14 protein-coding genes are annotated in these 22,335 nt (G+C 65.2%); 2 read left to right on the top strand and 12 right to left on the bottom strand.

Translation table 11 applies throughout. From position 1 onward, the window contains the following. Positions 1-51 precede the first annotated feature (51 nt). The 11 genes from VJ162_RS16740 to VJ162_RS16685 all read right to left on the bottom strand — a co-directional run bounded on the left by VJ162_RS16740 (position 52) and on the right by VJ162_RS16685 (position 15,797). Positions 52-1,302: a protein phosphatase 2C domain-containing protein gene (locus VJ162_RS16740; RefSeq protein WP_324665871.1), complete on the bottom strand. Its 1,251-nt coding sequence runs from the start codon at positions 1,300-1,302 to the stop codon at positions 52-54. A gap of 13 nt (positions 1,303-1,315) precedes the next feature. Further along, positions 1,316-2,035 (bottom strand): vWA domain-containing protein, encoded by a 720-nt coding sequence (locus VJ162_RS16735; protein WP_324665870.1) that lies wholly within the window; start codon positions 2,033-2,035, stop codon positions 1,316-1,318. A gap of 263 nt (positions 2,036-2,298) precedes the next feature. Next, a complete protein-coding gene (locus VJ162_RS16730; RefSeq protein ID WP_324665869.1) occupies positions 2,299-5,277 on the bottom strand; it encodes a hypothetical protein in 2,979 nt (992 codons plus the stop codon). A 177-nt stretch (positions 5,278-5,454) separates the two neighbouring features. After that, entirely contained in the window at positions 5,455-5,736 is a 282-nt protein-coding gene (locus VJ162_RS16725; RefSeq protein ID WP_324665868.1) for a molecular chaperone DnaJ, read from the bottom strand. A gap of 258 nt (positions 5,737-5,994) precedes the next feature. Further along, entirely contained in the window at positions 5,995-6,180 is a 186-nt protein-coding gene (locus VJ162_RS16720) for a hypothetical protein (RefSeq protein WP_324665867.1), read from the bottom strand. 967 nt (positions 6,181-7,147) lie between these two features. Further along, entirely contained in the window at positions 7,148-7,654 is a 507-nt protein-coding gene (locus VJ162_RS16715; RefSeq protein ID WP_324665866.1) for a hypothetical protein, read from the bottom strand. A 34-nt stretch (positions 7,655-7,688) separates the two neighbouring features. Continuing rightward, the gene (locus VJ162_RS16710; protein WP_324665865.1) at positions 7,689-8,195 is read right to left on the bottom strand and encodes a hypothetical protein; all 507 of its coding nucleotides are present in this window, start codon (positions 8,193-8,195) and stop codon (positions 7,689-7,691) included. Positions 8,196-8,311: 116 nt separating this feature from the next. Then, on the bottom strand, positions 8,312-8,533 hold the full coding sequence (locus VJ162_RS16705; RefSeq protein WP_324665864.1) for a hypothetical protein: 222 nt from the start codon (positions 8,531-8,533) through the stop codon (positions 8,312-8,314). A 443-nt stretch (positions 8,534-8,976) separates the two neighbouring features. After that, entirely contained in the window at positions 8,977-9,138 is a 162-nt protein-coding gene (locus VJ162_RS16700) for a hypothetical protein (protein WP_324665863.1), read from the bottom strand. Positions 9,139-9,210: 72 nt separating this feature from the next. Next, positions 9,211-14,061, bottom strand: a complete 4,851-nt coding sequence (locus VJ162_RS16690; RefSeq protein ID WP_407066874.1) for a hypothetical protein — start codon at positions 14,059-14,061, stop codon at positions 9,211-9,213. A 71-nt stretch (positions 14,062-14,132) separates the two neighbouring features. Beyond that, positions 14,133-15,797: an ATP-binding protein gene (locus tag VJ162_RS16685; protein ID WP_324665862.1), complete on the bottom strand. Its 1,665-nt coding sequence runs from the start codon at positions 15,795-15,797 to the stop codon at positions 14,133-14,135. Positions 15,798-15,996: 199 nt separating this feature from the next. On the opposite strand from VJ162_RS16685, the gene VJ162_RS16680 reads away from it, so the two are divergent. Then, positions 15,997-17,700, top strand: coding sequence for a hypothetical protein (locus VJ162_RS16680; protein ID WP_324665861.1), 1,704 nt, complete (start codon positions 15,997-15,999; stop codon positions 17,698-17,700). On the opposite strand, the gene VJ162_RS16675 is transcribed toward VJ162_RS16680, so the two are convergent. Continuing rightward, complete coding sequence (locus tag VJ162_RS16675; RefSeq protein ID WP_324665860.1) at positions 17,661-19,454, bottom strand: M48 family metalloprotease; 1,794 nt, start codon at positions 19,452-19,454, stop codon at positions 17,661-17,663. The two genes, VJ162_RS16680 and VJ162_RS16675, sit on opposite strands and share 40 nt — an antisense overlap. A 185-nt stretch (positions 19,455-19,639) precedes the next feature. Here VJ162_RS16675 and VJ162_RS16670 point away from each other — a divergent pair, with 185 nt between their 5' ends. Then, the gene (locus VJ162_RS16670) at positions 19,640-22,138 is read left to right on the top strand and encodes a hypothetical protein (protein WP_324665858.1); all 2,499 of its coding nucleotides are present in this window, start codon (positions 19,640-19,642) and stop codon (positions 22,136-22,138) included. Positions 22,139-22,335: the final 197 nt, after the last annotated feature.

Here is a 22,335-nt window from a genome sequence, read left to right as displayed (position 1 = left end):
GCTCTTATCTGTGCCACATTCCCCACGCTCGGTCTACGCATCACGAGCTTGCTATCGTGACCGTCCCGGGGACTCACTCGGGTGCGCTCGTGACGTCCCCGGGCCCCCGATGAGGCGCTCCCACTCGATTACGGGTCGCCGGGTATCACCACTGCCGACCAACGTACAGGGCACCTCTCGGCCGAGTAGACTGTCGATGTCGTCGGGTCCGACCCCGAACTCGTCGAGTAGCTTCTCAAGCTTGCAGCTCTTTCTCCCCCAGATCGGCGGTTTCCTCGCCACAACTTCGAACTGCTGCCGCTCCGGCGGTTCCACGACCAGGGTGACTGAGTGCATCGATTCGACGACCTCGGTGATCGACGCCGCCGTCTGTCGACCGTGTGGATCCGAGTCCTCATCCGACGACGCCTCGACGCCACCGGAAGCCGAACTCCCGCTCTCCTCGGGGGCGCTCTTGACCGCTTCAGCCACGGTCGCGTCCCGTTCGGGCTGCGAATCGGCTGTCTCACTGACCCCAGGCCCGTCGGTCTCATCGGGTTCTCGAAGTCCCATCACGACGGTCTTGTCGTCGCTGGAGAGCCGATAGTTATCGTTGTCGAGTGCCGTACGCAGTTTCTCGCTGGCGCTCTCCGGATCCGGTGCGGTACCCACTAGGTCAAACGCCGACCGGAACCAGGACGGGTTGATCTCCTCGGTGTTCTCCCAGCACCACTCCTCGACACCGTCGGAGACCACGCTGATGCGGTCCCAGTCGTCGGCGAACCCGGACCGATAGTACTGTTCCCAGTCGTCGTGAGTCAGCGGGAACGTCTTGTAGGAGGCACCGAGATCAGCGACGGACTCCTCGCGTGGGAACAGGAGCTGGTAGCTGTCCTCAACGCCGTAGACTGCCCCACCGTCACCTGCACCGGCGCCGGCGAGGCCGCCGGGACCGCCGACGACAGCGAGAAGCGTAGTTGCTAGCTCGGCTGTATCGATATCCCGCTCCGACGCCGCTGCAGCGATGGCTTCCCGCGCCGCGACGAATCCCGCTTTCAGTGCATCTTGCGCTTCTCGTCGCTCAATCGTCTCGGTCGATTCCAGATACGCCTCGAGATGGTCCACGACCGTCTCCGTCGCGATCGCCGATCCCTCGTGACTGTGCGTTGCACTGCCGAGCCCGTCACCGACCGCGACGACGAACCGTCCATCCGGAAGCTGGCGCTCGGCCCAGGCGTCCTGACATGGCGTGTCGGTTCCTTCGTGCTTCGGTCCCTCGACAGACCCCCCGACGACCTGCGTCTCGACGGAATCGGATGACATCATTGTCCCGTGCCTATTCCTGGGAGATGTTGTCGTCCGCGTCGTCGCTGTCCCCGCCCTCCGACTGGGACTGCGCGCTCTCCGAGACGATACGGAAGAACTCTTGGAACATCCCCTCCTCGAGCTGGAACACCTTGACCTTCGAGTCGTCCGGTGCGGCCGACGCTAGGTCGTCCAGCGTGTTGGTCCGGGCGTCGTCGCCGATGCCGACGCCGTAGAACAGCAGCTCGCCGTCCTCGGTACCGTCCTCGACGACGGCCTGAGCCTTGTCCCACCGCTGGCCGCTGTCGTCGGTGGGTCGGCCGTCGGTCAGGACCCACACCAGCGCCTTCTTGAGTGGGACGTTGTTGTCCCGCAGGTGGTTGCGGTAATCGCGGAGGTGCGTGGCCCCCTTCACCAGGGCCTCACACATCGGGGTCCCGCCCCCTGCCGACAGCTGCGGAGGCTGCCAGTCGCTGATCTCCGTGAACGGCTGCTCGACGGAGACGTCGCCGCCGAAGGGGACCACCGAGATATCGACTGCTCGCTCCGCTTTGAAATCGCCCGCTATCTCCTTCTTGAACAGCTGCAGACCGTCGTTGAGCTGCTCGATCTTGGGTCGCTTGTTCCCGTTTTCGTCAGTGGTCTTCTGCGACATCGAACCCGACACGTCCAGCAGGAGTAGCGTCGGGACGCGGGCGACGTTCGTCGGGGGCTGTTCTCCGAACTCCGATTGCGCTTGTTTTCCGCTCATAGCGAATACATGCTTACTTAGATCCAGGGGCTAATAATTATTGCCCAAACTAGGTCTATTTGACTAAATCAAACTAACTACGAGCTCCGGGGTAAAACTGTTGCTGCGGCGTGGATTACTGCTCTCAGTGGACGCGCTTCCTCCCACGGCTAAAGCCGTGGGCCTCCGCGCTGTTACCGCTGCGACGTTAATCGCCTCGACGACGTCCGTCTTGTAGACCGTCTCGTCGAACTCCGATTCGATGTCAGCGACAGTCTCTGCGATCAACTCCTCTGTCTCGGACTGGAGGCACATCGGCTGCTGTGACCCAGCTGCGCGAGTGCGTCGACGAGGTGGAGTCGGGTGCCAGTCCCCAGTGTGTCGTCACGTCGCAAGAGTTCCACGAGTTGGTTCGTAAGAGCGGGGAAACTATCGTCGGTGCGTTCACAGACCACCCCGAGCGAAGCGGCAAGCTCCGCACGGACCTGTTCGGGGAGGTCGAAAAGCGGCCGCACGTCGATGCCGGCTGGCTGGTCGACTGTCGACGGGGCCGCTGTGACTTCCGCGGCACGATCCCCGTCCGTGAGCGCTTCGAGGAATATACGAGGAGCCAGGACATCGGTTTCTGCCAGCGCCGCAATCGCGGTGCTCCGGGTCGAGTCCGGAATTCCATCGAAGAGCGATCTCGTGGCCTCCCGCACGTACTCCTCTGGGGCTCCCCCGACAGCTGCTGCCAGTGCTGCCGGGCGGCCATCCGTTCCACTCCAGACGGCGCCGTGAGTCGTTTCGACGAGCGGGTCGTACTGCTGATGGGATTCAGCAGGTGCAGCGAGCACGACCGTAGCGAGTGCAGCCCCCAGACGCTTGCGCTCCAATCCATCGGTCTCGCTGATTCGTTCTGCGAGATTTTGTCGGGCCATCTCCGGGCCGTCTGGCTCGAAGTCGGCAGCGACGAGTTCGCCGAGGGCCTCGGTCGCCTTGCGTCGGTCGTGTCCGTCAGCGGACCGAACGCGGTCGACGAGGAATCCGTAGTCACCACCCGGCGGGGCGTATCCGGCAGCGACGACCTCGCCGAGCGCCCGCGTGGCAATAGTCCGACCACGAACTGCCTTCTCTTCGATGACCGCTGTGATGGCCTGTCGCACGTCGCCTGCGGATTCAGGGTCGGCTGCGACGATCCGGCCGACGACGCGGGCTGCCTCCTCTCGTTCCCATGAGTCTATCTCCCGGTAGAGGTCCAGGGCCGGCTGGAGTGCCTCGTGCGGAACTCTGTCAGTGACGTCGGCCACCCGACCGAGCGTTGGCGCGGAGGTCTCTCCGTCGATACCTGTCACGAGCACACCAAGCACGCCAGCGAGCCGATCACGGTCGTCACCCTCGGCGCCGCGGAGACGATCGACGAGCGGACGCACTCTTTCCGGGGCGGCCTGGGGGTTCGCTGCGGTCAGTTCACCGACTGCGCGAGCGGGAACCCCGTCCGAGTACCCCTCGGAGAGTATGTCCAAGGCCTGACGGTACCCTTCAGGGTGGACCTGGCGTCTGTCGAACGCCACCACCAGTCGGCCGATCGCATCCGCCGTCGGTTCGGACGGCCCACGGCCGGCTCTCAGCCGGTCGACGAGTGGGTCGACGGCCCCCGGTGTGACCTCCGGAACGGCCGCGACGAACTCGCCCAGTAGCGTGGGTACGTCACGCGTCGGTGATCTGTCCAGGTCGACCCGCTCGACGAGGGCACGACGAACGTCCGCGAGATCCTGGATAGCCGGCTCCTCGATCGTGATATCGCCGATCGCCCAGATGACCGCCGTCCGTGGTGAAGTGTGCTCCTCTGTCTCAGTTCGTCGGGCAATCTCGACAAGAGGTTCGAGACCCGGCGGCGCGACAGAGGGGTACTTCGTGCACAACCAGCCGAGGCCTCGTACGATAATTCGCCGACCGGTGTCGTCTGACCGCTCTGCCCGGTCGAGCAACACGTCTCGGACGGCTGTCGGGTCCTCGGGATCGGCAGTCACGACGGCCCCAAGCGTGATGTACGCCCGGGGTCGTCCGACATGGCTCTCGACAGCGCGGACGAGACCGACGAGCGGCCGCTGGGATTCCGGGACCGCGTTCGGATGTGCCGACAGGAGAGCGCCCAGAGCCAGTGCGGCCAGCCAACTGTCCTCACCACTGGATTGGCGGTCCCGGGTTACGAGTGCCTGGCGGGCTGCTGTGCGACTCGTCAGATCGGGGTAGACGGCTGCCAGCTCCCCGACGGCACGTTGTTCCAGCCGTTGTGCCGCTCCGGTCGTCCCGTGGATGCGGTTCACCACCTTGGTGAAGTCCGGGCCGGATAGCGCCGGGTGAACCGCCACGAGCTTCCCGAGCCGGCGAGCCGTCGCTTTTCGCTCGTCGCCAGCGGACGAGCGGACTTGTGCTGCGAGCACTCGAACCGGATCGCACTCGTCGGGGGCAGCTTTAGACCGGTCGCCCTGGCCTCCCTCGGCACCTGTTCGGTCGGACACCGAACTGGCAGCCGACTCCCGGTTTGGAGTGGCGGAAGACTCCCACCTTGGCGGCTTCACCCCAGTGTACGTACATGCGAGTGCGGCGAACGCACGGGCAGTATCGTCACCACAGTCGTTGGCCAGATCCGCGATTCGTTCGAATACGGCAGGAGAATCGCTATCGCCGTCCGACTCGATTGCGACGACTGCCGAGAGACGGGCGACGGCTTCGACTGTCTCCTGATCTGTTCGGTCCGTCACCACGTCACCGAGCCGGCTGAACGTATCCGTCCCTACGAGGGCTCTCGGCACGCGCTGCGGGAAGAATCGGCTTATATCATCGAGTACTCGGGCTATGGCCGCCGGCGCGCCCCCTCGTCGGCTGCCCTCCAGCGCGGCCGCGAGGATCTCCAGGAGTCCATCGATATCGTGATCCTCCGTGGACCTGTAGTGGCCAGCCAGTCGGCGGGTATCCATCGCCTCAAGCGCTCCTGTGACCTCGGCGACGCATTCCCGGGTCGGCCCCTCGTAGAACAACGCCATGGCTGTGTTCCGGTCGGACCGCAGACGAACGGTTTCGAGCACCTCACAGAGGTGGGGCACCAGCAGCGTTGCGGCCGCCTTCTCCTCGGCCGCAAGAGAGTGGGCTCGTCGTGCCGCATCCCGGCACTCCCACGGTGATGTCGCTGTCGTGAGCGCCGTCGCGACATCCCGAACACGCTCCAGCATCGATTGCTCGATACTGGTTTCGGCAGCGTCAGTTAGGAGACTGACCACTGTTAGTATGGCCCTTCGAACGTGGTAGTCTCGATTGTCGACGCGAAATCACAGAGCGGCCCACACTCCACAGCCAGGTTACATAATCGTGTCGGCATCTCTGTGGCCAATCACAACCAAACGGGAACCTCTACCCGCCAACGCCAACCGGACGAGAACGGACGACGCCGATTCGGATCAGTAACTCTCCAGTTCGTCATCGGAGACGACACCGGTCCCCCCACAGGCGCTGCAGGTGCCGCTCTTCTGACCGTCACCCCCACACCGACCACAGTCGGACAGCGGCGGGGTCTTCTCGATCCGGACTTTCCCCTTTCCATCGCAGGTCGGGCACGTCTTGTACTTCGAGTTGCCCGTCAGGAAGTTCATCCCGGTGTAGATACTCCCGTTGGCACCACAGCGAGCACACTCGATGACTGTGTACGTATCATACTTCTCTACGATTGTGACTGACACCATACACATCGAAATCTGTGATTGACGGGATTAAACCAGGTTCACCGTCTACAGCAGATGTATACTGTCCAAGTAGCTCTATCAAAACACGCAACGGCTGATACAGACAGTGTGCTGAATCGAGAGAGTGATTTTAGCACGACGACTCTGTTTCTTCCAGGTGGTTCCTGCTGAATCGGTTACTCAGTGTGAGTGCACACTGTGCGATCAATCACCGAGAGGTGACCGAGAGGTGACGTCTACGTAGAAGGTGAGATACTATCACCGCCGAATGAGGGGCGGAACAAAGGTGTACAGACAGACAACTATGCTTGCGATGAGGAAAGGAAATGCTAGCGGATCTTCGCGGATGATTAGACCCGTGGCGAGAACTGAGACTGCTACTGCAACGAGTGCCGAGCGAATCGAACGAAGATGTGCAAGAAGCGCCGTTTGTTCATCAGCCATACAGGATTCTCCAAGCCCGTTCGGAATCAGTGTTGTGAAGCGGAGATGTTAGTCCGGTAGTACTTGTGTTTCCTGTTCTGAGCGATCTGTGATTCACCTCTATTTAGCAGATGCGCTGAAATCCATCGCCGGTCGCGGTTTCTGAAAGGGTGGATTCAGTGGGTTGGCAGACTCCGGTAATGATCTCTCGTTCCGGTAACTGTCCGTCCGACACCGTTCTATCCGGTTCCGTGGAGTCGGCAACTGTCCGTATACGGCCAGCAGTCGATAACTGCTCGGCCTTGAGCGTCCGGTCGAGAAACTCGTCGATAGACGGGGGACCGCTGCCGACCGGCTCGCGTCGACTCGTCGAGTCCGTTACGGGCGAGGACTCGGACGGAAGCAGCTTGGCAGCGGAATCTATGTCAGAGAGTCCTGCGCCGGGTACGAGGTCACGACTGCCTTTGGCAGCCAGCGCCGCGGCCTCGCCCGTCACCCTAGAGTGTCGGTCGGTGCTCGACTGGACATCGGCAGGGCGGCCACCGTCAGCGTGGAATCGCCGGATTAGTTCGACGCTTGCCAGCGTGACGAGTGCCCGCAGACGTGTCTGAGTCTCCGTCTCAGTGGGCTCGATATCGGTAGTGGGACCGGGCCCAGCACCTTGCTGGTCGTCGTCTGTGGTCGTTCGGAGACGACGAGCGATCGGTCGTGACTGGGCAGGTCGTCGTGGCCGGAACCCCATACCCGTCCATTCGTGGATCCCCTGAAAGCGCCGGGAAGGAGTCTACAGCGAGTGTAAACCGCCTCGGGTTAGCCAGGCACTCGGACTGCCCCGCCTGTCGACCTGACTCTCCAGCCCTGTGAGCCTATCAGATGACGAGTCGAATTCGAAGAGGCTTGTCCGTCGCGCTGATTGTCCGGTCGTCGTGACGACTGCGTCAGAAATCGCGATTCAGCGCGGTCGGAAACAGAGCAGTGACAGAGTCGATCAGAAGAACTGCGGGGCGCTGTCGAACTGCCCTTTCCAGTCGCCCGGGCCCCGGAGCCGATTGACAATCTGGTCGCCAGTCAGGAGGTAACAGGAACGGGTCTCACCCTCATCCATCCCCTCGCGGTAGACGAAGTGTCGCTCCTCGCCGTTCCGTATCTGGGCTTTCTCCGGCACCCGTTCGGAGTCTCGTTTCGTGTTACCGCCGTAATCCGCGAAGAAGGGCGCTGGGATGCCGCCGCGGTGGTTGTCTTCGCCCCCGCCGATCGCCCGAGACCCGACGCAGTTGTAGTTCTCCTCCTCGGTCAGTTCGCGGTTCGAGGTTATGAGCGTCCCGACCACCCGTTCGTAGGACCAGTAAGCGTCTCCACCTCGGTCGAGAATGCCGGCCTCGAAGATACCCTCGGGGAACTGGATCCGGTTCGCAGAGTGGTTGATACTCCCGTGGCCAACGTAGTACCACCCGCTCTCCTCTTCACTCTCGTCGTCGGCTTCCGAGTCCCACATACGGGTATGCAGAGAGCGCTCGGTCAAATAATCGTTACTTCCTGTGGGAGTCGTCACCCAGTATCGCTTCGACCGGTGCTTCGACGCGGTCGTGAAGCACCTGCACGCGCAGCGCACTCGCCGAGAGGGCGAGGGTTGTCGCGTGAACCGCCTGCCGACTGTATCCTTCGGGAATCCGAGCACGGCAGATGAGCGACGTGTCGACGACCGGCTCGAGATATTGGGTCTGGTAGCTCTCGACCAGCGCTGCCTCCGACTCGTAGAGTCTCCCGACGAAGCCATCGTCCGCGTGAGGAAAGCTATCGTCGAGCGTATGATCCAGGAGGAGTCGCGCGACGTAGCCCGGCCGGTGGTGTGGCACTGCGATCGAGAGCGTCGCGTCGCTGAACCGATGTTGCAGGAAGACCTCACCGACGCCCTTGCCAGTGGCGGCTCGGGCTGCGTCCCCGATCGTGGGGCTCGTCGACGACCGAACCCAGGCTGGATCCGCAGTGAGTGATTCGAGTAGTGCTTCGTAGTCAGTGTTGTCGGCATCAGACATTGGTCAGTCATGTGCAGGGTGTCCTGCCCGTCGGCCAGAACGAAGGTATAACCGATACAGTCCCGCGGCGGTCTACACACGTTGTAGAGTGGCCAGGTGTGGCAAGAGACCCGCTACTACAAGAACTCCGTTGGGACAGCACCTGCACCGTAACAGGTCGGACACGTGACGACTGTCGGAATCGGTTCGCCGTACGGGCCTGACTCGAAGGGACCCTCGACTTCGCCGTACCCGCCACAGCTCGGACACGCAGTGACGTGGTCCGCACAGAGCGGCCCCTCCTCGGAGTAGAGCGGTTCACCATCGATTTCGGCCGAGCATTCCACGCATTCTGACATATGTGGTCCACCGGCTGGAGGCCGTAAAAGACCGATTCTAGGTTTACACGCAGTGTGAACCGCCTCGGGTTCAAGCCCCGAGGCACTCGGCCTGCTCCGCCTGTAGACTCCCCTCCGGGTGGAGGCGTATGGTACCCATTCTTCTCCCTGTCACTTCGCGACACAGGTCTCGGTGGATAGGAGAGACCAGTCTCTCTCCCGCCGGCTGAGAGTCGGAGATTCTCTTAGCAGCGATTATCGTCACGGGACGTTTATCAGATCGGCCATTCCCATGGAGTGTCAGGGAATTACGCACGACTGCTGAACGGTGGCCGGGACTGGTCGCTCTCGACGTTCTCATCAGAATTGACGACCTGGGGACGCGAGCGCAGCTCGCGTATTGGGAAACGTGGATGGAACAGAGGCGACAGCGGCCGACCGGCAGTGCCGGTAACGAGCCGTGCTCAGAGGTACGGGTCGTTCAGTGGGCCGTGGTGCATCTCGATCTGTGACTGCTCGTACTGGGTGAGCATCGGGTCCATCCGTGCGTCGGTCAGTTCGAGGTTAGTCCAGAGCTCGATCGGTTCGTCCAGCGAGCCGTCGAAGTCGCGGTGGAACTCAGTCATCGTTCCATCTGAATAGAGTACAGACACCACGGTGTAGCTCCTCACAAGTGGGGTTGAAACATCCCTCTTGAATCATTGCGGCAGGCGAGCGAGGATGGCGACGGCTTCCAGCCGGAGGCGGTCCGTCTGCGTTGTGGTGACGAGTTCCTGCAGTGCCTCCCGGTGTTGCGTGACCGCCCGCGGATCGTCGTCAAGGAGCGTGTGACACAGGACGATGCCACCCAGACGCGCCCCCTCCGAGGGGGCGGAGAGGAGCCGGCCCACGCGCGACGCCGACGTGTCGATGTCCACACCGGCGTCGACGAGCCGCTTCAGACAGACTGCCGCGCGCCCGGCGGCGGCCGCGAACGAATCGTCGAGCGCGTCGACGATGACACCCGCGTGCGGAGCCACGGCGTCCGCCTGACCAGCAGCGGTCTGTGCGAGGGTGTCGAGACAGGCTCGGCGCACGCGGCGGTCGTCGTCGGTGGCGAACTCCGCGACTGTGTCGGTGTGGGGAGCCACCACCTCGGGGTGGGCCTCTGAGACAGCGGCACACGTCCGGAGACAGCGGTATCGGAGGTCTGGCGCCGCCGATACGAGCTCCTCGTGGGTCGTTCCGATCGGCGCGTAACCCCCGTCACTTTCGACGAGTAGGCCCGTCTCGATCAGTCGCCCCCACTCACCAGGCGTGAGTGTCTCCTCCACGTCGGCCCAGGAGACCGTGCCGCCGTCGGCGATGCGCTGGACCGCTCGAAACGCCGAGAGGGTCGACTCGGAGATGTCGTACACGCTGAGGACGGTGGTGAGAGCCGAGACCTCGTCGACGAGGGCCGACGGGACGCTCCCGGCCAGCACCGCTAGGAGACTTGCGACCTGCGTCTGGACTGCAAGGGAGTCCGTCGACCGGAGTACCGAGGCGAACGTCGAGACATCTTCGACGAGCCGTTCGGGCGCGTGTCTGGCTGCTTGTGTGAGTGCGTACGCCGTTCCCTCACGTGTCGCGGGCCGCTCGGCGAATGCGACCCGGAGCGTCGGGAGGGCCGAGCGGACGGTGGCTGGGTCGGCGGCAGCGGCCTCGCCGAGGACCCGCGCGGCCGTGGCGGCGACGGTATCGTCCCGAGCGTCTAGATACGACCGGACCGTCTCGGTGTGAGCGGCAAGTGAGTCGGGATTCTCCGATCCCACCTTACCGAGTATACCCAGTGCGACGCCGGGGTCGGTCGCGGGCCTCCCTTCCAGAAGAGCCGCCACGCGAGCCACGTGTGCTTCGACCGCGTCCGGCTCGGAGCCGGCCAGTTCGAAACACACTGAGAGCGCGTTGCGGACCTCGGTCTCCGACCCGTCGAGGCAGTCGACGATACGGTCGAGATATCCTGCGACCAGTGGCGGACGATGCTCTGCGAGCGAGACCAGGCCACCGAGCGCGGCCTGCCTGACCGCCGGGTCCGAATCGTCGAGACACGCTGCCACTCGCCCTGCGTACGGTTCGAGGGCGCTCGGACTGTCTGCAGCAGTCGTAGCGAGCAGCTCCACTGCCGCCGCCCGGGTGGCGCTCGTCTCGGTGTCGAGATACCCCACCAGCGTATCCAGCCGGTGTGTGAGGCCGTCGGGGTGCTGAGGGGCGACCTCTCGAAGGAAGTCGACAGCCGTGCGACGGACGGACGGCTCGTCGTCGAGCATACGGACGACGTGCCGGACTGCTTGGCTGGCCTCATGGCTGCGCTCCGGCAGGAGAGCACAGAGCAGATCCAGAGCCGCTCGCCTGACGTCGACCGATCGGTAGTTGAGCAGTTGGCTCGTCCGGCCGACGACTTTGGGGACGGATTCAGTGTCCCTGACAGCAACATGACGGAGGGTCACGAGCGACAGCTTGAGGACCGCCGGGTAGTCGGATGCGAGACCCAGCTCGAACAGCTCGGCGTGCGGGACGAGAACTGATGCGTCCCACGCGGCGATCGAGCACAGTGCTTCTGCGACGTGTGCGTGCCGGTTGTCGAACGTGTGCATCTGTGTGGCGAGACGCCCAACGTACGGTTCCAGCGCGCCCGGGTCCGAGTCCGCGATGTCCGCGAGTAGTCTGGCGGCGGCGTCTTGAACGTCGTCGTCCGGATGGACCAGGAGGTCGACCGCACGCTCCCGGGCGTCCGCCTCCGCATCGCCGACTGGGAGAGCGCCGGCACGCTGTTCGGCCGCCCACTGCACCCAGTCGGGCCGTGTCGTGCGTGCCCCGAAGTCGGGCGGGAGGTACTCGGCGGCGACCGAGTCAGGGTCCAGCCCGTCATCCCGCGCGTCGAGGATGCGATCGACGTGTGCGTCCGCCGTGTCCACTGACTCGATATCTCCCTCGACGGGAGCCGAGGCGTGAGTCGAGTCGGCCGCCACGAGGTTGTCTAGAGCCGTCGCAGCGATGACGGTCACTGCCGGTTCCGTCCACAGGGCGGCCGTGAGTTCCTCTCTCAGTGGTTTGGCTGCTGTGGCGTCCTCACGCGAGACCAGCCATCCGACGGCCGCCAACGTCATGCGTGCGGCCGGGAGCGGGGTCTCGGCGGCAAGGGTCCCAACCGCCGGCACTACCGGGCGCAGTGGGGTCGTTTCACGCTCCTCCTCGTGGAGCGGGGACGCGACGACGACCAATTCGTCGAGTCGCTGTGGCCGGGGCCGTTGTTCGTCGGCGACCTCCGACAGGAGCGCGTCCGCGTTCGCGATGATCGGGTCGGGGACCGCGTCATCGAGCGCCAGCAGAGCGTCGAGACAGCCCTCCCGGATGAGGGGGTGACTTCCATCACGAGTGAGGACGGCGATGAGCGCGTCGACCCGGTCTTCCAACGCCTCGGGGTCGGTCTCTGCGACCCCCTCCGCAACCTTCGTCAGCGTGTACCGGGTACGGAGGTCAGTCGGCCACGCGTCTGCGTCCGCGGGGAGGGCGTCGACGACCCGTGCAGGTGAGACCGACGCGACACGCCGGAGCACGACGGCGGCGGAAATCGTTGCCTCGGGTGCGAGGGTGTCGAGCACGTCTCCGAGCGTCCCGACGACGGTTGCGACGGCCTCCGGGTCGGACTCGGCGACGAGCGCCAGCGTCGCGGCGGCCGAGCGGCGGGCTGGTGGTGCCCCAGTCAGTTGGTCCGCGATGGTAGCTACGTGTGATACGAGAGCCGTCGGATTCTCGCGAGCGAGCGCGGCGAACACGTCGAGGAGGTCCCCGGCGAGCTGGTCCTCCGCAGTCGCGAGCAGCGTCGCCACCTCGTCGGCGATGGCGCCGATCGCGTCGGAATCATGTTCGGCGACAGTCACCAGCGCCCCCGCAGCGGCGGTCCGGAAGTCCGGGTCCTCGTTGGAGAGCCCCTCGACGAGCGCGTCGAGGTGCGCGGTCGGGACCACTCCCGTCGCTTCACCGACTTTGACGAGGGCGGCGAGCGCCGAGGGGGCGAGACCTGGATACGTCTCTATCGTCGCGGCCAGCGCATCCACGAACCCAGTGGCCGCTGCTGGACACCGTTCAGCAGCCTCGGCGGCGGCGAGGAGTGCTCCGGCCCGTTCGTCGTCAGTCCCGTCTAGCAGGCCCTCCAAGGCCGCGGCGTTGGCCCGGAAGGCGTCGGGGTCGGACTCTGTGAGGACGCTGATACCGAGCGCTGCGCTGGACCGAACCACCGGATCCGGGTCGTCGAGCGCCGCAGCGATAGCGTCCCCGTGTGGCACCAGTATCTCCGGTGAGCGGCCGAGGCCGACGCTGACGAGAAACGAGAGTGCCCTGCGCCTGACTTCGGGGTCGTCGGCGGTGAGCTGGCCCGCGGCCGCCGACACGGGTGCGTCGTCGTCCAGCGACGCGTACAGCGAGACGAGTGTCTCCGGCTCACCGATCGCCTGTGGGAACGACGTGTTGTCGAGGTTCCCACTGGCGACCTCCGCGAGGGAGACGTCCGAATCTCTTGTCTGCACCCACGCAGTCTGGAGCGTCCGCACGAGGTGACCCTGTTCCGCGCGTGGATTCGAGAGCCGAGTCTCGATATCGCTGCGGACGGCCATCGTATCGTCCGGTGCTGTTGTGCCGACCTCGGTCAGGATGTGCGTGGCGGTTTCCCGGATCTGCTCGTCGGCGGCGTCGAGAAACGGCGTCACGCTGTCGAGGTGCGGACCGATGGCGTCCGGGTGGGAGCGACAGAGTGCGGCGAAGACCCGCAGCAACAGGTGGGTCCGTTCGTGGTCGTCCGGCCGCTCACCGAGCCGGGCCGCCACCCGGTCGAGGACCGGAACGACGGTAGCCGAGTCTTCGAGAGCCAGATTCATCAGTGCCCGACTCGCGGCGGTCCGCACCCGGTCGGTGGGGTCCGACAGCATCGCCGCGAGCTCGTCGACGACGGATGGGAATTGCGCCGGCTGAGCGGTTACGAGTGAGCCGAGTGCTGCCGTCGCGGCGTAACGAGTCCTTTGTGAGTCGGCATCGAGGTACGAGCGAATCTGCGTGGCCGTCTCCCGGTTGATGGCCGGCTGTTCGCTCCCGAGATGCGATAGCACGGAGAGTGTCTCGGCGGGCGCGACTTCCGCCTGGAGGCACTCGAGCAAAAGGTCACCGGCCCGCTGGAACGGCCCCGGATCTGCCTTCGCGAGCGCTGTCGCCGCCGCCAGCAAGTCCTGCTGTATCTCCTGTGAGAGGCCGTCAGCACCCAGGACCTGGTCGCCAGCCGCGTGGGTGCGGGCGACCTCTTCCCGAAGGGTCTCGACTACGGCCTCCGCAAGGGCGGACGTCCGCGCTGCGTCGGCCTCTGTGAGGTGTTTGACCGCACCCGCCGCGTCACGCCGTCGCTGCAACGCGGCGAACCGGTCCTCGCCGTCCGTCGGGATGCGCAAGGCCGCCCTCACCTCGTGGAGGGCGAGGAAGACCGAATCGGGGTCACGCCGTGCCCGGTCACGCAGCGACGCGTCGGTCCCACCGTCGGTCATAATCCTCTCTTGATCGGCGGCGTCCGGATCCCCGCAGCGCGTGTAACCGTGATCTGCAATTGTCGGGTCCCTCATCGGAAGCTCCGTGTCGGGCCGGTGTCCGTCGGGTCGGTTCGGACGCGGTCGAGGGCCTCTCGGACGTGTTCGCGCTGGATTATGGGCGACAGCTGTGACTCGTTGTCGTGGTCACAGACCGCCAATTCGAGGGCTTTCCGGCAGACTGTGGTGATATCGGCGCCCGAGAGGCCGCCGAGGTCGAGCGAGGTAGCCCACTCCGTCGTGATGCCGTCGGCGAGCGGGAGGTCCGCGGCGTGGACCGAGAAGATATCTGCGCGGGACTCCGCGTTGGGCATCGGAACCTCGATGAAGGTGTCGAAGCGACCCGACCGGATCACGGCGTCGTCGAGATGGTCGAGGCGGTTCGTCGCCGCGATGACGAGGATGTCCGTCAGCGGTTCCAGACCGTCGAGTTCCGAGAGCAGCGCGTTGACCATGTCGGACTTGAACGCGGGTGCATCGGAGGCCCGACTCGGCGCGAGTGAGTCAAACTCATCGAAAAAGAGGACGGTCGGCGCGTGTTCGCGGGCGGCATCGAACAGTTCCCTGAGTTGCCGCTCGGACTCGCCGACGAACGGTTGCTCCAGTTCCGGTCCCTTCACCGAGAGAAAGTGGTAATCGAGGTCGTTAGCAACGGCTTTCGCGAGCATCGTCTTCCCGTTGCCCGGCGGGCCGTGGAGCAAGATTCCCTGGCCCACGGAGAACCCCGCCGCGTGGAACGTCTCACTGTACTCGACGGGGACCGTCACCGCCTCCCGGATGCGACGTTTCTCCTCGCGCAACCCTCCGATATCGTCGAACGAGACGGCCGGAATGTCGGGTTCGAACCGGACGTTGGGGTCGTTCCCGCCGAAGAACGCCGGGTCGTTCCGCTCCTCGAACTGCTCGTCTGCGACTCCGTCGATGGCGGCCTGCAGATGGTTCGGCTCGAGGGTGACCGCATGGCGGCCACCTTCCTCCCGTCGCCGTCTCTGGAGGGCCCGCTTGACCGCCGTTCGAAGCAACTGGATCGAGAGCGCACGGGTCTCGATGCCGTCCAACTCTGGGAAAGCGGCGACAGCCCCGGCTTCTTGGGCTTCGGCTAACTCCGCGGCAACGATTTCGCGGCGGTACTGCTCGTCGGGTGCCGGGACCCTGACCGTGACTTCGAATATTGACTGGTTGGTCCGCAGGTCCGCGTCTTGTTCTGTGGCCGTCCCAACCACGATAACGAAATCGTCGTTCTGCCGGTTTTCTGTGAGGTGCTGCTGGACGGTTCGGTACTCCGCCTCGTCGAATCCGAACTCGTCGAGACAGTCCAGGACGACCAGACTCGGCGCCTGCTCGCGGGCGGCCCGGAGTGCGGCTCCCACACTCGTGTACGACTCGTCGAAGTGGCCTACGACCGATTCGACGGACACATAAGTAAACTGGGACCCGAGTTGGCCCGCCAGTCCCCGAGCAAGTTCACTCGTCCGTGCCTCGGCCGACTCGCCGAACAGCAGTGCGGAGGTAGTACCGAAGATGTCGTAGGCTGCCGGTTCCACGACGGTTCGCCGGAGCTCCGCCTTCTGCTCCTCGTATCCCGCGAGGGCGTCGAACGAATGAAACGGGTCCGCGCTGACGGTCACGCTCTCCTCGAACGCCTCGCCGGCGCCACCGGCGTCTGTCCCCGACAGGTCGAAAGCGTCGCCGGTCATGGTTGGTGTCCTCCCCGGACTGAACCTCGCGAATCCCGATGGGATACTGCAGCGAACATCGACTGGCGTGCAGTTTCGCCGATGTGACAATAAGAGTAGTGTCAAGTCTACACGAGAGGATAAGGAAGGACCAGCCGACTATTGGGGAGGAACGATAGCGGTACAAATTTGCCAGTCGTGGAGAATAGGTCGGTAGCAGATGGAACTGCCGAGCCCCACGCCGATGGCGACCTTCTCGGAACTGTGGCGTCTGCGCTCGGAGTCGGAGATGCAGGCGTGGCTCGAGGAGAACCCGCGCTGGATTTCCGAGGACGACGGCGGGTGGCGATACGCGAACGCCTCGAGCGTCGGAAGCTACCGGATCGAGGCGAGCGGGCGGTCGACGCTCCGCTACGAGCGGGTTACGACCGGGTGGATGCGGATCGTCGTCTACGCCGGCGTGCTGCTGGCAGCGGTCGCGCTGCTCTCGCCGTCGTGGCTCTCGGGACTGTTCCTCCTTCTGCTCGCGGGCTACGCCTGGCCCGATAGCGAATCACCACTTCTCGATGCGCCGGCCGAACTGATTGCCCGACAGTCACACGCCGGCGTCGCCGTCATCTACTTTGCCGGTCTTCTGGTGGTGGCACGGTTGGTGACGGAGCTCCTCCCGTCGCGGTACGGGCCCGTGGTGATTATCGGAATCGCGGTGTACGGTCTCAGCCGCCTCTACAGCAACAATGCGCTCCCCGGACAGCCCCGCCACCTCCCGACACACGTCCTCAAGATACCGCTCGGACTCGTCCGCTGGGCAGCTATGACGGTGGGCTTGCTGCTGCTCGCAGTCATCGCATCCGAATGGGTCGTCCACTTCACCGAACAGACGCTCGGCTCGCTTGACGGGAACCCGCGAGCCGTCGGATCAATCTCTTCGGACATGACCGGGGGCGCAGTCGGTTCCGGCCAGCGGGTGCTGTTTCTCGTTCGGCAACTCACGCGGTTTCTGCCTCCCGCGATGACCCTCGGCGCGGCCTATATCGGCGTATCGTTGGCTCGGCTCACGATGTCCGAGGCCCGTCGGCTTCACGCGCAACTGGCGAACACACTGGCGCCGACCGAGACCGCACGACGGGCACTCCTCCCGCTTGTCGGTCTGTACCTGGGGTGGAGTGTCGTTGCGCTCGCGCATCTCGCCCTCGTCGGCGGCATCCTCTGGTTCGGTCTCAACGGTCGGTTCCCATTGCCGACTGCGGTGCTTGAACCCGCCGCTGGACTCCTCCCGCCGTCGGTCGAACAGACACCGACGGCGCCCTTGACAGTGCTCTACCGCCAGTTCGACGCTGCGCTCGCGCCACTGCCGGTCGTCGCCCCGCGAACCGCGACGCTCGTTGTACTCGCGTTCGTGTTCGCGCCCATTGGCATCCTGGCCGCGAGCTTCGCGCGGGGCGTGGTGGTGAGTCCGGGCTACCGGCTGGTCCGGTTCCTCGGAGGGACGCCACTCGACGCAGACGATGCCGGTCCACCTCTTCGTGCCGTCGCAGGGCTTGACCACGTGACGCCAGTTCGCCTGTTCGGTCAGACTGTCGGGTTCCTCTTTCCGAAGGAGGCCACGGAGTCCGAGCAAGGCGTCGATGACCTCGTCGGGAGACACGCGCCCGGCGGCGGTCTCGGGCTGCTGATATCGCTGTGTGCGGTGTTCCCGGGCTGGCAACAGCTCCGGTCACTGCTCTTCCCTGTACTGTCCCCCCCTGTCGGTTCGGCTGGGCAGCACGGGGACGGGGCTGACTCCGATGACGACGACCGGGGCCTGAAGGCGCGAGCCCGACAGGCGGTTCGGGACGCCGGAACAAGGCTCCTGACGGCGCTACTCCGCCCGATGGCACTGTACTACGGGCCGGCGTCGCTCGACCCGTCCGACGCCGACTGAGCCGATGTCTGTTCCGGGAGCCTCTCCAGTCGGTCGTCGATGCTCGGATGAGCATCCGAGAGCGCGAACCCGCCGAAGAACAGTTCGAAGATGCCGCCAAACTCCCCCTCTGTGTCGGGATCGAACTGCGGGGCGAAGTTCGCGCCGAACGACTCCGGGGCTGCGCCCGTCTTGTCGCTGTCCCGGAGCTGGGTCAGGGCGGACCGGATCGCACCCAACCCGACCTGCTGGGCCGCGTGGCGGTCTGCGTCGTGTTCCCGCTCGTAGAAGTTGACCATGTCGTAGAGCACGTTCTGCCCAACCAGCAGGAGCGTACTGACGACGACGACCCGGTTGCAGAGTCGAGTGTCTCCGTTCGCTATGTGGCCCGCTTCGTGGGCGACGACTGCCGCGACCACCTCGTCTTCGAAGTCCTCTACGATGCTCTTGGAGACGACGATGTACTCGCCGGACCGGGTCTCGAAGCTCGTCGCGTAGTGGGTGTCAGTTTCCAGCACGTGTACATCCGCCTCGAAGCCGTCGACGGAGACGGTCGTCGGCGAGGAGTTCTCCAGCAGGTCGTGCAGCCGCCGTGACCGCTGGCGGTGCTGATAGACGATGCCGGCCGGGAAGTACAGCGGGAGCACCGCCGCGACCGTCAGCGTCAGCGGGAGCGCGACCGGAAACTCGGGAGACCGAGCGACATCGAGACGGAGTAACACCTCGACCGCGCTCGCCAGTGCGATGTAGAGGACTCCGGCGGCAAGCAGGACTGCGCCCGCGTCCACGATTCGCCCGAGATGGGTCGTCCGCCGGGACTGGAAGTCGAAGTACTCGATGGCCATGTCCTCGTCTCTGACCCGTCGCACGGCCGAGAGCCCGACCAGCGCAACGAGGATCATCAGGAGCTCGTCGAACAGGGGCACCGAGAGCGGGGCCCGCTCGAGTTCCGACGCGAGGGTCGTGCTGTCGACTCGCACGGCGGGCGCGACGAACCCACGATACGCGAGCGAGAGCGCCGGTACCAGTGCGATGAGCCCAGCCATCTGGAGCGCGTACTCGACGTATCGCCGGGCAAGCCCCGAGATTTGGAGATCGCCCAGCGGCGACCGCTCCATCGCGAGGACGAACAGCTCACCGCCGTCGACGGCCCAGATGGCGAGCAGCGACAGCACGACGGTCACGTACGCCGCGCCGAGGACGAGGGTCAGCTCTGGGACACCGACGAAGATGGCGACGGCGAGCCACGCGACGTTACTGTACTCGAGGAGCGTGAACACCGCCGTCGCTCGATACTGACGGAACTGGAACCCCGACGACCGGACATCGACGAGTGGGTCGGGATACCGGTGCAGGTCGACCGACTGGAAGCTCCGGTAGGTCGTGTATAGCCCAAAGAGCAGGAGGACGCCTGCCGCGAGTCCGAGTGGGAGGATCCCGATCGTCGAGAGGTCGACGGTTCCGACACGCTGGAGCTGGTACAGGAGTGCCCAGACGACGAGCCAGAGCAACACGAACGCGGCCCGGAACCGTGCGAACTCCGACGAGACCGAAACCCGCTGGTGAAGTACGTAGTAGTCACTCCCCGAGTCAGCGATCTCCCACTCGTAGAGGACTGTCCTGACTCGCCCCTCCCAGATACCGGACATCGACTCTGGGTCGTACTGGACGCCGTTGTGCTCGCATGCGTCGGGGAGTGTCACCTCCTCGATGACCTCGGGCTCCTGTTGCAGACTAAGCCGGGAATGGCTGTGGAGGAGCCCGAAGTCGTCCATTGTCTGCCGACATACGGTTGGCACGGGGTACTAAATTATCCCTCTCGGACAGGTTCGCCGGTATGCAGTCAGAGAGAAACCCGGTGAAAATCGGCGATACAATGACAAGTATGGTCGCCGACACTCGAAACGATGGGAGATACTTGGATGTGAGATTCCTGGGAGCGTAGACAGGGGCAGATTCGATGCAATCTGAACTAGACGTCGATCCCGACGCGGTCGAGAGGCTCCGGCAGCGACTGGTCGACGAGCGGACGGATAGTGTCGGTACACCCTCGGACATGCTCCGTCGTCGCGAGGTGTGTCGACAGCTGCGCCGGACAGTCGGTCGAAATCCGGGGACAGGGGCTGAACTGGTCCCGGAGGCAATCACGATTCTGGAGGCCGAACGGTCGCGGCACGAGACTGCCACCGTCGACCGGTTGTTCGGTTCGAAGGCACACTCGTCGGCCTGTCGTGCGCACCTCTTGACTGCACTCGGGTCGGTCGATCCGGCGGCCGCGACCGTACGGTTCAACGAAGCTGGATACACCGGCGAAGACGTCGTCGAACTCGTGATTGACGCAGCGATGGACTCGCGCACGTCTGTCCAGCGTGCTGGCGTCCGGGCTCTCGACGCGCTCGGGTGGCTGCTCCCCGATGCCGTCGGCACGGACGCCGGGCGGGTCGCGTCACTCCTCTCGGCGTACGCATCGTCTGCCGACACGGTGTCGCTCCCTGCGCTCCGATTGCTTCGGCTCCTCGTCGGGCAACAACCGGACGCCCTCTCCGGGCACGACCGTCTGGCGGAGCTCCTCGCTGCGCAGCAAGACCGGGACAGCATCCGGCGAGCCCTGTTGACCGACTGTCTCGTCGCGGCGGCCGAGGGCCTCGACCTGTCACCCAGCGTCGACGCGTTCCGGACGGACGACCCGATTACGGCGGTACTTCGGAAGACGGTCGTCGAAACTGGCGGGCTGGACCAGCTGGCCGTCGCTGAGGTGCTCGGCTACGAGACCGTCTGCCGAACTGCCCCTTCGGACGAGCGCGCCGACACAGAGCGCGTTCAGTCTGTCCATCCCGCGGACCGACCGGGTGCGGCCGAACTGCTCGGTTCGGTTGACGCACTTCTCCAGGCACACGGCGAGAACTTCGTCTCGGCGCAGGCCGAGCGTGTCGCGGCAAGCGAAGGGGTGGCGTTCCTTCGCGAGGCCCAGCTGTACGGACTCGCGATGCTGTCCGGTGACATGCCGGGGGTACTCGACGAAATCGCCGCGAGCTATCTCGAGACGATCCCCTCGCATCGACAAGACAGGGGTGGGCAGGCCATCGCGGTCGGTGCGACGCTGGCCGGGTACGCCGCACCCGGACCGGTCCGCCAGCGGTTGCTCGGGATATACCGCAGGACGAGCGGCTTCGAACGGTCTGTCGCCGCCGACGCGCTCGGTGTGTTCCACTGCGTTCACGACGTGGCGCCGGAGTCACCCGAGAGCCTGTCCGAGGCTTTCCACCAATCACAGCCGGGGTCGACGAGGCAACTGAACCTCGCGGGGGCGTGTGGCCACGTCGTCGCACTCAGCTCCGGTGCCGAGAGCGACGACCCCCGCGAAGCGCTGGTCGACCGGGTCTACCGGGCCGCCACCTACCACGACAGCCTGAATCCGGGGATGGTCGGCCCGACCGCCGTCGCGCTCGGGCTGCTCGTCTGTCACGACGACCGGGAACTGGAGGGACCCCTTGAGGCACTCGTCAGCCGGTACGAGCAACGCGAAGGGGTTGCGAGACAGCAGCTCGCGCTCGCAATCGGGTACTACGTCGCAGCGGACGCGAAACAGGACGTGGATGGCATCGAGGCCCTCGCGACTTACATCAGCGAGCACGTCGGTGTCGACCGGGGGGCTGCGTCGAAGGCGCTGGGGTTCGCCCTGGCCTGGCGCGAGAGCGAGGCGGAGGACCCCGTGCTGGGCCTCCTCCGTGACCGGGTCCGCGGGTCCGGGTCGACCGAGTTCGAGTCGGTCCGCCCCGAAGACGCCGTCGACCCGGCACGGCTCGACCGGAACGTCGGGAAGGCGGCAACTCTCCTGGGCGAGGTGGCTGTCGGGGAGTTCGCGACCTCGTATGGTCCGCTCGCACAGGCGGCAGACCTGACGACGGTCCCCGACGACCGCACGACCAGGGCTGCGACGACGGTGTGGGCCCGGCTCGTGGCGGCACGGGACGAGCGCGACGGTCTCGACCCGACCAGCCACGAGCTGCTATCGCTCGTCCAGCAGGGTGGTGCGGTCGGGCAGGTCGCGGACGCCGTCGCCGGCGTCGGTGACGTTCGGCCGACGAGAGACCCGATCGGCGAGCTCGCCAAGGTTCTCCACTGGGAGGACGAGCCGACGATGTGGCGGGTAGCCGCCGAGACGCTTGCGACCCTCGTCGAACGGGAGCCCGAACTGACTCCGACGGTTCTCGACGCCGTCTTCCCGGACGCCGAACCCGTCGACGGTGGCAAGCGTGATGTCCCCGTCCGGGATCTGCTTGCCGGGGACGGTGCGGCACCACGATATCTGTCGATGATTCTTGACGGCGCTCACCGCGCCCGGCCGGACCTCCTTCCGGGTCTCGCCAAGGACGTCCGCGCTACCTTGCCACAGAGTGACCTTGACGCCGAGACACGGGTTCGTGTGGTGGACATTCTCGCTCGCTCTGGCCAGTGATTCGGGACAAGGGCGCTCGGAACCACACGTTCGCCGCTCAACCGTCCATCTAGTAGCTCTTCGATGGCGTCCGCTGCTGCGGATCGCACTTCTGGGTGTGAATCACGGACTCGTACTCTCGCCAGTTCATGGACGATATCGTGGTTTCCACAGTGACCGAGGACGCGACACGCCACTGTTTGTCGCTTCGCGTCGGT

Origin of the sequence: Haloarcula sediminis, from assembly GCF_035656455.1 — an archaeon.
Taxonomy (GTDB): Archaea; Halobacteriota; Halobacteria; order Halobacteriales; family Haloarculaceae; genus Haloarcula; species Haloarcula sediminis.
Note: the sequence above shows the minus strand (reverse complement) of the source record. Positions and strands in the feature narration are given on the sequence as shown.